This is a genomic window from uncultured Anaerococcus sp. (assembly GCF_937934665.1).
Taxonomy (GTDB): domain Bacteria; phylum Bacillota; class Clostridia; order Tissierellales; family Peptoniphilaceae; genus Anaerococcus.
In genome coordinates, this window is record NZ_CALGYW010000058.1 from 12,033 (window position 1) to 26,996 (window position 14,964).

The 14,964-nt window shown below is 31.1% G+C and carries 17 protein-coding genes; all 17 read left to right on the forward strand.

What is annotated here, in order from left to right:
* The 17 genes from Q0410_RS02675 (at position 1) to recJ (ending at position 14,960) form a co-directional block, all read left to right on the forward strand.
* Entirely contained in the window at positions 1-972 is a 972-nt protein-coding gene (locus tag Q0410_RS02675) for an RluA family pseudouridine synthase (RefSeq protein ID WP_299032591.1), read from the forward strand.
* Complete coding sequence (locus Q0410_RS02680) at positions 960-1,859, forward strand: ROK family protein (protein ID WP_299032593.1); 900 nt, start codon at positions 960-962, stop codon at positions 1,857-1,859. The genes Q0410_RS02675 and Q0410_RS02680 overlap by 13 nt, the downstream gene beginning before the upstream one ends.
* The gene (locus Q0410_RS02685) at positions 1,852-2,547 is read left to right on the forward strand and encodes a response regulator transcription factor (protein ID WP_299032595.1); all 696 of its coding nucleotides are present in this window, start codon (positions 1,852-1,854) and stop codon (positions 2,545-2,547) included. Before Q0410_RS02680 ends, Q0410_RS02685 begins: the two co-directional genes overlap by 8 nt.
* On the forward strand, positions 2,538-4,004 hold the full coding sequence (locus Q0410_RS02690) for a HAMP domain-containing sensor histidine kinase (RefSeq protein ID WP_299032597.1): 1,467 nt from the start codon (positions 2,538-2,540) through the stop codon (positions 4,002-4,004). Before Q0410_RS02685 ends, Q0410_RS02690 begins: the two co-directional genes overlap by 10 nt.
* Entirely contained in the window at positions 3,988-5,475 is a 1,488-nt protein-coding gene (locus tag Q0410_RS02695) for a hypothetical protein (protein ID WP_299032598.1), read from the forward strand. The genes Q0410_RS02690 and Q0410_RS02695 overlap by 17 nt, the downstream gene beginning before the upstream one ends.
* A 50-nt stretch (positions 5,476-5,525) precedes the next feature.
* Positions 5,526-6,122 carry an RdgB/HAM1 family non-canonical purine NTP pyrophosphatase gene (gene rdgB, locus Q0410_RS02700; protein ID WP_299032599.1) on the forward strand — a complete coding sequence of 199 codons (597 nt, stop codon included), beginning with the start codon at positions 5,526-5,528 and terminating at the stop codon, positions 6,120-6,122.
* On the forward strand, positions 6,103-6,573 hold the full coding sequence (locus Q0410_RS02705; protein WP_299032601.1) for a YfcE family phosphodiesterase: 471 nt from the start codon (positions 6,103-6,105) through the stop codon (positions 6,571-6,573). The genes rdgB and Q0410_RS02705 overlap by 20 nt, the downstream gene beginning before the upstream one ends.
* 9 nt (positions 6,574-6,582) lie before the next feature.
* Positions 6,583-6,999, forward strand: coding sequence for a hypothetical protein (locus tag Q0410_RS02710; RefSeq protein WP_299032603.1), 417 nt, complete (start codon positions 6,583-6,585; stop codon positions 6,997-6,999).
* Positions 6,992-7,729: an HAD family phosphatase gene (locus tag Q0410_RS02715; protein WP_299032605.1), complete on the forward strand. Its 738-nt coding sequence runs from the start codon at positions 6,992-6,994 to the stop codon at positions 7,727-7,729. Before Q0410_RS02710 ends, Q0410_RS02715 begins: the two co-directional genes overlap by 8 nt.
* A gap of 183 nt (positions 7,730-7,912) precedes the next feature.
* Positions 7,913-8,626 (forward strand): hypothetical protein, encoded by a 714-nt coding sequence (locus Q0410_RS02720; RefSeq protein ID WP_299032607.1) that lies wholly within the window; start codon positions 7,913-7,915, stop codon positions 8,624-8,626.
* A gap of 28 nt (positions 8,627-8,654) precedes the next feature.
* Positions 8,655-9,149, forward strand: coding sequence for a crossover junction endodeoxyribonuclease RuvC (gene ruvC / locus Q0410_RS02725; protein WP_299032702.1), 495 nt, complete (start codon positions 8,655-8,657; stop codon positions 9,147-9,149).
* Positions 9,149-9,739 carry a Holliday junction branch migration protein RuvA gene (ruvA, locus tag Q0410_RS02730; protein WP_299032609.1) on the forward strand — a complete coding sequence of 197 codons (591 nt, stop codon included), beginning with the start codon at positions 9,149-9,151 and terminating at the stop codon, positions 9,737-9,739. The genes ruvC and ruvA overlap by 1 nt, the downstream gene beginning before the upstream one ends.
* A gap of 8 nt (positions 9,740-9,747) precedes the next feature.
* On the forward strand, positions 9,748-10,755 hold the full coding sequence (ruvB, locus tag Q0410_RS02735; RefSeq protein WP_299032611.1) for a Holliday junction branch migration DNA helicase RuvB: 1,008 nt from the start codon (positions 9,748-9,750) through the stop codon (positions 10,753-10,755).
* Positions 10,756-11,778: a tRNA preQ1(34) S-adenosylmethionine ribosyltransferase-isomerase QueA gene (gene queA / locus Q0410_RS02740; RefSeq protein WP_299032613.1), complete on the forward strand. Its 1,023-nt coding sequence runs from the start codon at positions 10,756-10,758 to the stop codon at positions 11,776-11,778.
* A gap of 8 nt (positions 11,779-11,786) precedes the next feature.
* Positions 11,787-12,905 carry a tRNA guanosine(34) transglycosylase Tgt gene (gene tgt, locus Q0410_RS02745; protein ID WP_299032615.1) on the forward strand — a complete coding sequence of 373 codons (1,119 nt, stop codon included), beginning with the start codon at positions 11,787-11,789 and terminating at the stop codon, positions 12,903-12,905.
* On the forward strand, positions 12,905-13,165 hold the full coding sequence (locus Q0410_RS02750; protein WP_299032617.1) for a preprotein translocase subunit YajC: 261 nt from the start codon (positions 12,905-12,907) through the stop codon (positions 13,163-13,165). Before tgt ends, Q0410_RS02750 begins: the two co-directional genes overlap by 1 nt.
* Before the next feature lie 64 nt (positions 13,166-13,229).
* Positions 13,230-14,960, forward strand: a complete 1,731-nt coding sequence (gene recJ / locus Q0410_RS02755; protein WP_299032619.1) for a single-stranded-DNA-specific exonuclease RecJ — start codon at positions 13,230-13,232, stop codon at positions 14,958-14,960.
* Positions 14,961-14,964: the final 4 nt, after the last annotated feature.

Below are 14,964 nucleotides of genomic sequence, written 5' to 3' on the forward strand. Positions count from 1 at the left end.
ATGATAGAAATAGAAATAAGTAAAAACCAGGGGAATCAGAGATTTGATAGGTTTCTAAGAAAATATTTTGAAAATGCACCTTTATCGGTAATTTCTAAAAATATAAGAAAAAAGAATTTTAAGATCAATGATAAGAGAGCTAAAAATAATGATTTTGTGTATGAGGGAGATAAGGTCAAAATGTATATCTCTGATCAAAATTATAATAAGCGGCTAACTAAAACTGATTTTATACCAGCAGACTTTAATCTAGATATTGTTTATGAAGATGATAATATTATAATAATGGATAAGGATTATGGCCAGCTCACCCATGCAGCAAGTAAAAAAGATTATGGCAAAAACTTAGTTGATAACATGCTTTCATATCTTTATAAAACTAGATCATTTGATATGTCAGATAAAACCTTTAAGCCTGCTGTTGTAAATAGACTTGATAGAAATACAGCTGGACTTGTGATAGGTGCTAAAAATAGTCAAGCTCTCAGGATTTTAAATAAATCTATGAGGGAAAATAATGTAGATAAATATTATTTAACTTTAGTAGCCGGAAATATTGATAAAGATTTTAAAATAGATAGTAGTATAAGTAAAAATGAGAATAAAAATAAGGTAAAAAAGAATAAGAATGGTAAGGATATTCTAACTTATTTTAAAGTTCTAGAAAACAATAAAAGATATACTTTTTTAGAGTGTAAGCTTATAACTGGAAGGACTCATCAGATTAGGTATTCCTTAAAAGAAAATAATACTCCAATCTTAGGAGATAGGAAATACGGATTAAGATCTGTTAACAAGGAAGTTAAAGATAAGTACGGTGTAAATAATCAAATATTATTATCATATAAGCTAGTATTTCCAAAAATAAAAGGTTTAGAATACCTAGAAGGAAAAGAGTTTGTATCAAAAAAATACGATGAAATGATAAAATTAAAGGAAAGAATAATAGGAAGGCAAATATGGCAAAAGTAATAGGAATTGATATTGGTGGAACAAAGATAAATGCATGTTTAGTAGATGAAGAAGGCAATATCATTGAAAGACATATGATGGATACAGAAGCTAGCAAGGGTAGGGATGTGGTATTAGAAAATATCAAAAAATCCATTCAAACTCTTTCATATAGGGAAGCTAGCGCTATTGGAATTGGTACTCCAGGTTTTATTGATTCAGAAAAAGGAATCATCACCTTTGCTGGTAACATAAATGGATGGACAGGATTAAACTTAAAAGAAGCCATAGAAGAATACGTTGATGTACCTGTATTTGTTGAAAATGATGCAAACATTGCCTTAGTTGCTGAAAAGTGGATTGGGGCATGTAAGGATTGTGATAATGTTGTTATGATTACACTTGGAACTGGACTTGGTGGAGCAGTAATCACAAAAGATGGAGGACTTTTATCAGGGGCTCATTTCCAAGGAGCTGAGCTTGGACATATCATGCTTCATCCAGGTGGAAATTATTGTACATGTGGTCAATATGGGTGTGCTGAGGCTTATTGCGCTGGTCCTGCTATTAGCGAAGATTATTTTAGGCTAACAGGTAAGAGACTAGAAGGTAAGGAAATTTTCTCGCTAGTTGATGAAGATGAAAAGGCTAAAGAAGTTTTAGAAAATTACCAATCAAACCTTGCATATTTCTTAACAAGTCTTAGAAATATTTTCGATCCTGAAGCAATTGTAATTGGTGGAGGAATCATTAACTCTAAAGAAATATGGTGGGAAGGCACTGTTGAGAAGTTTAAAAACTATTGTAATAAACCTTATAATATAGAAATTAGACCAGCTGAATTTTTAAACGACGCAGGTGTAATTGGTGCTGCTAAAATTGCCTTTGAGAGGATGGGTAATGAATAATAAAATCCTGATTTTAGATGATGAAGATCCTATTAGACAATTTATGAAAATAAACCTTGATTATCAAGGTTACCAAACTTATGAAGCAGCAAGCGGAGAAGAAGCACTTAGAGTTTTTGATGAGGTCAAACCTGCGGTAGCAATTTTAGATATAATGTTACCTGGTATTAGCGGTTATGATGTCTGTGAGAAAATAAGAGATAAGTCTCCTATGACTGGTATTATTATGGTTTCAGCAAAAAGTCAGGATATAGATAAAATCCTAGGTCTTGAAAAAGGTGCGGACGATTATATTATAAAGCCCTTTAACCCCCAAGAACTGATTTTAAGGGTTAAATCACTAATGAGAAGAGTAAATTTAAAAACAGAAAATGAAAGTGAAAAAGAAGTAAAAAGTCTAAAAGATGGACCTTTCACCTTGGATATTTACTCTAAGACATTCTATAAAGATGATAGGGAAATTGATGTAACACCGACTGAATTTACAATTCTTGAATATTTTATAAAAAATAAGGGAAAGGCTATGACCAGGGATGAAATTATGAAAGAAACCTGGGGAGAAAACTATAGCAACGATACCAAAATTGTCGATGTTAATATAAGAAGGATCAGGGCTAAGATTGAAGAAAACCCTGCTAAACCACAATTTATAGAAACGGTTTGGGGAACAGGATATAGATGGAAATAGGTAATAGTTTAAGAAAAACTACATCAACAACCAAAAAATTAATAGAGTCAAAAAGTGTGAAATATACTGTTGTTAAGATAATAATGCTTTTTGTACTCACTACAGTTATTGGTTTTGAGATTTTTGCCTATAACTCTATAAAAAACTATTATGAATCCTCGCTTATATCTTCTATGAAAAATCAAGCGAGGATTAGTCAACTTCAATATGCTTCATATATGTCAAGGTATGACCTCCAAGAAGTAATAATAGGAGATAAGAATTTATTTTATAGGCAAAACGATAGTCAGGTACAGATAATTGATAACTCAGGAGTTGTTCTTTTTGACTCTATAGCTTCTTCTCAAATAGGATCTGTCATAGACACTAAGGATGTAAAGGAAGCTAAAGAGGGAGCTACTGGTATAAGTAAGGATACAAATATATACTCTAAAGAGCAGGTTTTATCAATATCCTATCCCCTAAAAGCTTCTGAGCAACAAGTAGGGATTTTAAGATTAACAAGTTCTATGGATAGAGTTAATAAACAAATTAACGAGGATGTATTTATATATTTATTATTTGGAATTATTGTTAGTATTTTAGCTTTATTAGTATCATTTATAGCTGCAAATAGTTTTATAAAACCAATAAAAAAACTAATTGGTGTTTCAGAAGTTTTAGCTCAAGGTGATTATACAATAAAGGCTGACGATTCACGAGGAGATGAAATTTCAGAACTTGCTTCTACTCTAAATCTACTTAGTGAAAATATAGTAAAAAGAGAAGATATGAAAAATGAATTTATATCTTCTGTTTCACATGAACTTAGGACACCGCTAACTTCTATAAAAGGTTGGGCAATAACCTTACAGTCAGAAACTATACAAAAGGACCCGGATATGGTTAGTCAGGGCCTAAAGATAATAGAATCTGAAGGGGATAGACTATCCATGATGGTAGAAGATTTGCTTGACTTTTCAAGGTTATCTTCTAGTACATTTAAATATGAAAAAGAAAAAATAGATATAGTTGACCTAGTAAAGCAAGTTCACATTCAACTTTATCCAAGGTGTCAATCGGACGGTATAAAATTCACCTTTACAACCTACTATAAGAGCTTATTTATAAATGCTGATACTAATAGAATGAAAGAAGTGTTTATAAATATAATCGATAATGCAATTAAATTTACCGATTTGGGTGGAAAAATAGATATAGTAGTTGATGTAAATGAAGATAATATAGAAATAAGTGTAAAAGATGACGGTGAAGGCATTAAGGAAGATGAGATAGCATTTGTAGCTAGTAAGTTTTATAAGGGTTCTTCTTCTAAGTCCCAAACTGGTCTTGGTCTTTCTATATGTGAAGAGATTGTAAAAGCTCATGGAGGAAAACTTATAATTAAGTCTAAATATGGAGTAGGAACAGTCGTAAGTGTAGTATTACCGAGGTTAGAAGATGAAAAAAATATTTAATTTATTTATAATTTCAGTTTTAGCTATAATATTTTCTTCATGTGCAAATGCCAATAATGATGATTTGAGTGATTTGATTCAAACACCTAAGCAGGATAATCCTATAATTGAGGGAACGTGGGAGGTTATTGAAATAAAGAGCAATAAATTAGGAGAAAAATCTGATAACATTAACTTAGGTGATAAGCTCTATATAAATAAAAACTTAGTAGCAATAAATGATTCTTATGCTTTCCCTCCAACTTTTAATTCTAAGTATGTAAAATTATTGGATTATTTAAATAACAGGGGTATAGAAACAGATAATGACTTTAAAGATAGAAATGTTATAGTTATTAATGCTTCTCAGGGGCAATTATTTTCTAGAGACTTTATAATCACTGGAGATAAATATCTGTTTTTGATAAAAGATGAAAATATTATCAGTCTTAAGAAAATATCTGACAAGGTAGACTCTAAAGTACAAGATTCTTACGCTAAATTAGCTTCTAAGGAAAGAACAACAACTGATGAAGGTGAAGACATTGCTGAAGATTTATCTCTCCTCCTAGGAGTGAGAGAGAGGGTAGATCCAGAAAGTGACAATGCTCTATATAAATATTACACTTACCTAATAAGAATAGAACCTGATGAAACTATAAAATATCAAAAAGCTGAAGACATTTTTATCAAAAACAAGGATGAATATTGGAGAGTATCCCTTGATATAAATAATTTCACTGATCTTTATGATGAAATAAAGGCATATCCTGTAAAAATTAAAGATAAAGAAGATAATGAGGAATTACTTCTTAAAAATTATATTTTTAAGGATATCAATCTAGATATGAGAATGAATTTCATATCTAGGGACTTTATATCTATAGATTACACTAATGATGATAACACAAATCCTATTAGAAAATACGCGTTGATGGCTACAAATAATATAGCAGAGAATAAATTTATGTCTCTTGAAGAATTTACAGGGGAAGATCAAAGTGACTTAATTTTTAAGGAAAAAGTCAAAGATGAGATAATTAAAAACTTTTCAAAAACAGATGCTGATGATATAAACTTTGACAATACAAATTTCGGTATTGTTAGAGGTCAAGGTATTTGGACCTTCCAATCTTCAATCTCTAAAGGAGACGGAGATGAGTTTGTTCAAAACTTCTTTAATGTAGATATAGCCATAGGAGATTCTATCTTAAATCCTAATAATGCTTCAATAAATAGAGACCAAGTGTATAATATTAATACACAATTTAAAGATTATTTGGTACTAGCAAACCAAAGATATATTTTAATACAAACACCAGATGAAATATTGATTCATAGGATAAATGATGGAATAATAGAAAAATCGCCAGTCTATGCAATTGCGACAAGAGTTCCAGCCACTATAGTAAGTATCGATCAGTATTTGGGATCTAGTGCTGCTGATGTAGAAAAAGCTTTCGATAAGTATAACTATATTATTGAGAAATAAATTTTGACTACAAGGCTTAATATTTGATACTATTTTTATTAGGAGATGTTATGAAGTTAGTTTTTGCAAGCAACAATGTAAATAAATTAGAACAAGTAAAGTTACTATTAGATAACGATCAAGTTCTTATGCCAAAAGATATTGGAATAGATAATTTTGATGTAATAGAAGATGGTGAAACTCTAAAAGATAATGCTTTTAAAAAAGCAAATGAACTCTATAAGTTAAAAAAAACTAAGGTGTTTTCTGATGATACAGGTCTTTTTGTTAAATCTCTTGATAATAGGCCAGGTATCTATGCGCACAGGTATGCGGGTGAAAATGCAACAGATAAAGACAACAGGGATAAACTTTTAGCTGAATTATCTGGTAAGGATAACAGAGAAGCTTATTTTTTAACAGTAATATGCTTTATAGATGACGATGGTAAGGCTTACTATTTTGAAGGAAAACTTAACGGTACAATAGCTAAAAATGAACTAGGAGATGGCGGTTTTGGTTATGACAAGATTTTTTATGTAGATAAATATGATAAAAGTCTTGCCCAAATGGAAATAAATTTTAAAAATAAAATAAGCCATAGGGGACTGGCTATGAAAGAATTTAAAAAATTCTTGGAAGAAAAATATGAAAATTTTAATAACTAGCGATACCCATGGGTTCTATTCTAATATTTCTGATCTTATTTTAAGTCACGGAGATTTTGATCTTTTAATTCACGCCGGAGATGGCGTGGAAGATTGCAAGTCAATTAATTATGAGACAGGAATCCCTTATTATGTAGTAAAGGGTAATAATGACTATTTTTCAAATGAACCCTATAATAAATTTATAGATCTTGAAGGCTACAAAATACTTTTAACTCATGGCCATAAAGAAAGTGTTGATTTTTCCATAGGATCCTTAGTAGGGAAAGCTAGGGATAACTCTTGTGACATTGCTATATTTGGACATATCCATAGGTATGTAGAGCTTGAAAGTTTAGGAGTCTTAGTTTTAAACCCAGGATCACCCAGCCTTCCTAGAGATGGCCTTGCTTCCGCAATGATAATGACAATTGATAATAGTATAAGAATAGAAAAAGTCTTATTTGACTAAGGAGAGAAAATGAGTGGATTGATAAATTTAATAAGTGAATATTCTTCAAGGCTCGCGATATTACCTATTCTTGTAATAATGAGTGCTATAATAACAGTTATTATTCACTATATTAACAATAGTAGAAAAATACTTAAATTTTTACCATCCCTAATAATAGGAATTTTTGCCCTACTTATTGGTATTTATGCTATTACTAAGTTTAATACTCCAATGGGGCTAAATATGGCATGGATAGCAGTTTTTTTAGCCTCATCAGCCCTAGTAGGAATCTGTGTTGGATTTATTATTGATTTAATAGTTTCAATAAAAAGAACTACAGGTCATGAGGTAAAACAAGAGAAAAATAAATTAGGAACTTATAAAAATGGACAAAAGACATTTAAAGCGCAGAGAAAAAGAAAAAAGGTAAAAAATAATGAGTAGAGCTGCTTTTTTTGATATAGACGGTACACTTTTTAGAAATTCACTTTTAATAGAACATTTTCTAAAACTAGTAGAAGCTGGCATAGTAGATAAAAAAATTTGGACTGATGAAATTGGCCCCCTATATAGTAAATATGAAAATCGACAAGGGGCCTATGAAGATTACCTTGAAAAATCTTCCTTAGCCTACCAAAAATCAATGGTCGGGCTAGATAAGAAAGTAGTAGATCATTATGCCCAAATAGTACTTAAAGAAAATAAAAATAAGGTTTATAATATTACTAGAAACGCTGTTAAAAAACATTTAAAAAACGGAGATTTGATTTTCTTTATATCAGGTTCTCCAGATTTTCTGGTAGATGACTTTTCAAAACTATATCAGGCGACTGATTCTATATCAACAACTTATATTTTTGATGAAAATAATAAATTTTCTGGTAAAGTATTACCTATGTGGGATGGAAAAAATAAATTAAAAGCTGTTGGAAAGTTACAAGAAAAATATAACATTGATCTTGAAAAATCTTTTGCTTATGGAGATACAAACGGTGATATTACAATGTTTCAACTCGTAGGTAACCCGCATGCTATAAACCCATCCTTTGAACTTATTGATAATTTATATAGGGATATAGAATTAAGAAATAAGGCAGTAATTAATATTGAGAGAAAAGATGTAAATTATAATTTTTCCCTCAAGGATTTATCTTTAGAATTTATGAAATTTTAAAAAAAGTTTTAATGAATTTTAATAAATTTAATTTTTGATAAAAGCTAAAACAACTAGAAGAATATTCATTAATTAAAAATCAATGAATATTTTACCGACCATTTAGCTTTTTTTATTTTCTTTGCAAATATATCTAAATAAATGACATGGATTTTATGCTAAAATAGTAGTCGAGGTAGAATAATGAAGGCAGAATTAAGGAAGTCTATTCCAGTAATCGAAAAACTTGAATATAATTATTTAGTAGATGAAGATATATACTCTTTAAACACACTTATGTCTTTGTTATACGATAGAAATTTTATGAATTTCTCCAAGCATACTTACTATGCCAAAGAATATTGCTTTAAAAATTTAAAGAAATATTTTTGGAATCTGGTAGACATTGATGAAATAATCAATAGTTTGAGTAGAAATATAGGCGCAGATATAGATAGATATGAGTATCTTATATCTATAAAAGCTCAATATAGAGCTTTTAGATCAAAAAAATCAGTAGATAAGTTAGAATTTCTGTTGATAGACGCCTTTGGAGTTGATTTTCTATTAGATGGGGCAAATCTGTATTACAATAGAGATGATAAAGAAATTGTAAAGATTGGTCATGTTATGAAAGATATTATTTTTTCTAATAGAGATTTGGTTGCCTCCCTAAGAAGAGATTTATATAATTTTTCTGACCTTGTTTTAAAGAAAAAAATTTATGCTATAGATATGTTAACTCATAAACAGTTAACATTTAATACAGAGAGTATTTTTACAGAAGATATAACAACTAAACAGATCCAAAAAATATACGATAAAACAATCAACTACCTATATAGGTCCATGGTTGATACATACGCAGAGTATTATTATAGAGGTTTGATTAGAGAAGTATTTGAAAGGTATCAATAGGGCTAAACAAGCCCTTTTTATTTTGTTTATGATAGTTTTAGGAATAGATCCCGGCATAGCCATCATGGGTTATGGAGTGGTTGAATTTAAATCAAATAAGGTTAAAGTATTAGAAAACGGTGTACTTACAACATCATCAAAGACTAAAACACCAGAAAGACTTAAGATATTATATGATAATTTAGATAAGATTATCAAAGAATATAAACCGGATGAATTTGCTATAGAAGAGTTGTTTTTCAATCAAAATGTAAAAACGGCAATTACGGTTGGTCATGCTAGAGGTGTACAAGTTTTATGTGCCCAAGATAATAACTTGGATATTTTTGAGTATACACCGCTACAGATTAAGCAAGCAATCACAGGTTATGGGAGGGCTAGTAAAAAGCAGATGCAGCTTACTGTAACAACCCTTCTTAACTTAAAAAAAGTACCAAAGCCAGACGATGCTGCGGATGCTTTAGCGGTAGCTCTTTGTCATGTGCTTAGTCAAAGATTTAAAGAACAGTATAGGATGAATTAATGATTTCTTACATAAAAGGCGACATAAAGGCTATAAGTGATAATGGATTTATAATTGAAAATAACAATATAGGTTATTTTATAAATTCAACTCTTACTAGTCTTTCTAACATTCAAATAAATAACGAATATAAGATATATACCTCTATGCAGGTAAGGGAAGATGATATTTCCCTTTATGGTTTTTATTCTCAAGAAGAATTAGAAATGTTTTTACTTCTTATATCCGTATCGTCAATCGGACCAAAAATTGCTTTGGGTATGCTTTCATCAATAAGTAGCGACGAGATTAAAATTGCTATAGTAAATAACGATATAAATACCCTTACCAAAGCTAAGGGTATAGGTAAAAAAACTGCTTCAAGAATAATTCTTGAATTAGTAGATAAGGTCAAGAAAATGGCCCTACCAGAAGTAAGCAAAACTAATGAAGTAAAAACAGAAAGCAATGATAATTTAGAGGTAGCAAAAGAAGCACTTAAAAATCTAGGCTATATGGAAAATGACATAGCGAGGGTTTTAAATGAATTACGAGATTCTGAATTAAGCTTAGAAGCATTGATTAAAGAAAGTTTAAAGAGACTTATTTAGGTGGTTAAATGTTTGATGAAAATGCAAGAATAGTTGGGTCTAACGAGCAAATTGAGGACCTAAAACAAGAAAATTCTATAAGACCAAGATGGTTAAAAGATTATATAGGTCAAGATAAGGCTAAGGAGAAACTTGAAATTTTCATAAAGTCATCACTATCAAGAGAAGAACCTCTTGATCATGTTTTACTTCAAGGACCTCCAGGACTTGGTAAGACAACTCTATCGACAATAATTGCAAATGAACTTGGGGTAAACTTAAGAGTTACAAGCGGACCTGCTATTGAAAGACCGTCTGATCTTGCGTCAATTCTTACTAACTTGGCTGAAGGTGATGTATTATTCATAGATGAGATTCACAGAATAAATAGGTCTGTAGAAGAAATATTATATTCAGCCATGGAAGATTTTGTTTTAGATATAATTGTTGGCAAGGGACCAAACGCCCAGTCAATAAGAATAGACCTTGAGAAATTTACTCTTATAGGGGCTACTACGAGGGCTGGTATGCTATCAGCACCTCTAAGAGATAGGTTTGGTATCCTTCTTTCATTGAATCTATACGATAGTAAGGATTTAACGACTATAGTCAAAAGATCAGCAAATATCCTAGAAATACCAATTGATGAAAAGGGAGCAATAGAGATTGCAAAAAGGTCGAGAGGAACGCCTAGGATTGCCAATAGACTATTAAAAAGAGTAAGAGATTACGCTATTGTCATGGCTGACGATAAGATAGATTACGAAACAAGCAAGAAGGGACTAGAACTTCTTGAAATTGACTCTATGGGTCTTGACACTATGGATAAAAAAATAATACTAACCATGTATGAAAACTTCGCAGGTGGCCCTGTAGGTGTAGATACCATTGCAGCATCAACTGGTATAGAAAATGTCACAATAGAAGATGTTTACGAACCATATTTACTGCAGATTGGATTTATATCAAGGACACCAAGAGGAAGAGTTTTGACAAGAAAAGCCTACGAGCACTATGGCTTAAAATATGAGGAATAGATGAAAACAAGCGAATTTGATTATTATTTACCAGAAGAATTAATAGCCCAACATCCAAGTAGCAAAAGAGATGAAGCTAGGATGATGGTTTTAGATAAAAACACAGGAGAAAGCGAAGATAAGTATTTTTATGATATTATAGATTATCTCAACCCAGGAGATGTTCTTGTAATGAATGATACAAGGGTAATACCTGCCAGACTTTTTGGACATAGACCCGATAAGGAAGAAAAGATTGAAGTATTTTTATTAAATAATACTGAAGGGTCTAAGTGGGAAGTTCTAGTTAGACCAGGTAAAAAGATGAAAATCGGAACTGAGGTAATCTTTTCAGATGAATTATCTTGTAAGGTTATAGATATAAAAGAGGATGGAAATAGGATTGTAGAATTCTATTTTGAGGGGATTTTTAATGAAATCCTTGATAGACTGGGAAATATGCCTCTACCTCCATATATAAAAGAAAAATTAAAGGATAGCGAAGATTATCAAACTGTTTATTCTAAAAATCCAGGTTCTGTAGCAGCTCCAACTGCTGGTCTTCATTTTACCAAAGAATTACTTAAAAAAATAGAGGATAAGGGCATAAAATTAGCCTACTTAACCTTAAACGTCGGTCTTGGTACCTTTAGACCAGTAAATGAAGATGAGATAACTGACCACAAGATGCATTCAGAATTTTGCACCCTAAGTAAAGAAACAGCTGAGATTATAAAAAAAGCAAAAGGTGAAGGTAGAAGGATAATAGCTGTAGGAACTACATCTATTAGAACCTTGGAATCTGTATATAAAAAGAACGGTAAAATATGTGCTGATTCAGGTTGGACAGACATTTTTATCTACCCAGGATTTGACTTTAAGGTTGTAGATGCAATAATAACTAATTTTCACTTGCCAAAATCAACCCTAATAATGCTAATAGCAGCCTTTACAAGCAAGGATATAATCTTAAATGCTTACAATGATGCAGTAAGTAAGAAATATAGGTTTTTCTCTTTTGGAGATTGCATGTTCATAAAATAGGAGGAAAAATGCCTTTAAAATACGAGTTAATAAAAAAAGATAAATACACAAATGCTAGAGTTGGGGTAATTCATACAGCTCACGGAGATATACCTACCCCTATATTTATGCCAGTAGGAACTCTCGGCACTGTTAAAACAATGACAATAGATGATCTAAAGGAAATGGAAGCTAAAATAATTTTAGGAAACACCTACCATCTTTATCTAAAACCAGGAATGGATATCATGAAAAAAGCAGGTGGTCTTCATAAATTTATGAATTGGGATAGACCCATCCTTACTGACTCGGGTGGATTTCAAGTATTTTCTCTTGCAGATAATAGAAAAATTAGTGAAGAAGGTGTTATGTTTAGGTCTCACATTGATGGGTCAAAACACTTTTTTACTCCAGAAAAAGCAATAGAGATTCAAAATGATATTCACTCAGACATAATGATGAGCTTTGATGAATGTGTTGATGCTAACGCTGATTATGACTATGTCAAAAATTCAATGGAAAGAACTCTAAGATGGGCAAAACGAGGGCTTGAATATCATAAGGAAAATTCACACTCTGACCAATCTCTTTTTGGTATAGTCCAAGGTGGTATGTTTAAAGACTTAAGAGAAAAGTCTGCTAAGGAAACAGTAGCTATGGGTTTTGATGGCTATTCGATAGGTGGACTTTCTGTTGGAGAAACTAAGGAAGAGATGATTGACATCCTTAATTTTACAACTCCACTTCTTCCAGAAGATAAACCTAGGTATAACATGGGTGTTGGTACACCTGATTACCTTTTAGAGTCATTCGAAGCTGGTATTGACATGGCAGACTGTGTTCTACCAACTAGGATAGCAAGGAATGGTACCGCTCTTACATCTAAGGGTAGGGTTGTGGTTAAAAATGCAACTTATAAGGAAGATTTTTCACCACTTGATTCAGAGTGCGATTGCTATACTTGTTCAAATCACTCAAGAGCTTATCTGAGACACTTGATAAACGCTAAAGAAATTTTAGGGGCTAGACTACTTTCTTATCACAACTTATATTTTCTTTTAAAGATGTGTGAAAATGTAAGAGATGCTATAATGAATGATTCCTTCCTTGATTTCAAAAAAGAATTTTATGAAAAATACGGTTATTAATGAGACTTGAGTATATAATTTTAATAATTCTTGCGGTTGGATTTTTTCATACAAATATTATTGAATATAGAAAAGATAAGAATAGAGAAACTTTTGTAAACGATAATTTAAAAGTTTCTTCTAAAGTAATGACGAAATCAGGCCTTATTGGCTATGTAAGTAAAATAAATAAGAACGAAATTATTATTATAACAGGTGATGGTGAAAATACATCTCATATCACAATCGATAAGTCGTTTATAGATAACATTTTAGAATAGGGGCCTAGGCCTCTTTTTCTTTATAAAAGTATATAAAAGAGTATAATTTATCTGAAAGGAAATTATGGCAAACTGGTTTATTTATAACAAAAAACAAAATTATATAAACAATCTTAAAAATGGAAATATTGCTAAACTAGATGCACTAATCTTAGGAAATAGAGATATAATAGATCCTAAAAAAGTAGATATGTTTTTAAATCCAGATCTTAGCAAACTCCACGATCCATTTTTATTAAATGATATGGATATAGCTGTTTCTTTGGTAATAGAAACTATGAAAAAAGGTGGAGAAATAAGAATATTTGGTGATTACGACCAAGACGGGATAGCATCAGTCATGACCCTAATGGATGGTCTTTTGTTTTATTATGATAATATTTCTTATGATATACCACACAGGGTTGATGAAGGTTATGGGATATCTTCTAAAATGAGTGATAAGGCTATAAAAGATAAGGTTTCTTTAGTAATTACTTGTGACAATGGTATAACTGGCTTTGAACAAATAGATAACTTAAAAGAAGCTGGTATAAATGTAATAGTAACTGACCATCATCAAATCCACAAGGAAGAAAATGATGAATGGCTTGATCAGATCTTGCCAAATGCTGATGCAGTTATAAATCCTAAAAGACTAGATTCAACTTATCCCTTTGATGATTTATGTGGAGCAGGAGTTAGTTTTAAGCTAATAGAAGGGCTTTATCAAAAACTTGACGGTGATAAGTTTTATCTATATTCATTGCTTGAATATGTAGCTATGGGGACCGTTTGCGATATTGTCTCCCTAACAGATGAAAATAGAATATTTGTAATAGAGGGGCTTAAAAGATTAAATCAAACAGAAAAAATTGGTGTAAGGGCCCTTCTTGATGAATCAGGTTGGGATAGGGAAGTTGATGAGTACACCTTAGGATTTATCCTAGGACCTCTAATGAATTCTACAGGCAGACTAAAAAGTGCTAAACTTGCCATAAATCTGCTAATAGAAGAAGATATAGACAAAATTTATGAGATGGCAAGAGATTTGGTGAAGCTTAATAACGAAAGAAAGACCCTTACCGAAGATGCTTTTAATAAAACAATAGAAATCATTAAAGAAAATTCATACGATAAAAATGATGTGATAGTAGTTTTTGCCCCAGGTATAAATGAATCTATTTGCGGAATAGTAGCCGGTAGGATTAAGGAAAAGTATTATAGGCCAACTATCATTCTAACAAACGCAAAAGAAGATGGAATTGCTAAGGGATCAGGTAGGTCAATATCGGCATATAATATTTATGAAAATATAAATCCCTTTGCAGATAAACTTCAATCTTTCGGTGGCCACCCAATGGCGTGCGGTTTATCAATAGCTATTGATAAAATTGATGAATTTAGGAACTATCTAAATCAAAATTCTAAGTTATCAAAAACTGATAAGGAAAAATCCATAAACATAGATACTCAAATTCCTATCTCTAAACTATCTCTAGAATTTGCAGAAAGTTTAGATAAGTATAAACCCTATGGCAAAGATAATTCAAGGCCAATATTTGCAAACAAAGGTGTAGATATAGCATCCTTGTCAATGATAGGTAAGGATAAAAACACCTTAAAATTATCATTGTTCCAAAACGGAAAATATTATAACGCTATAAAATTTCAAGCTGAAGATGACTACAATTATTTAAAAGAAAAATTTGGTGGAGATATACTTGGAAAAAAAGTAGATATTGTTTATTATCCAGATGTAAATGAATTTAGAGGACAAAGATCTCTACAATTAAAAATTATAGATATTAGGTGATATT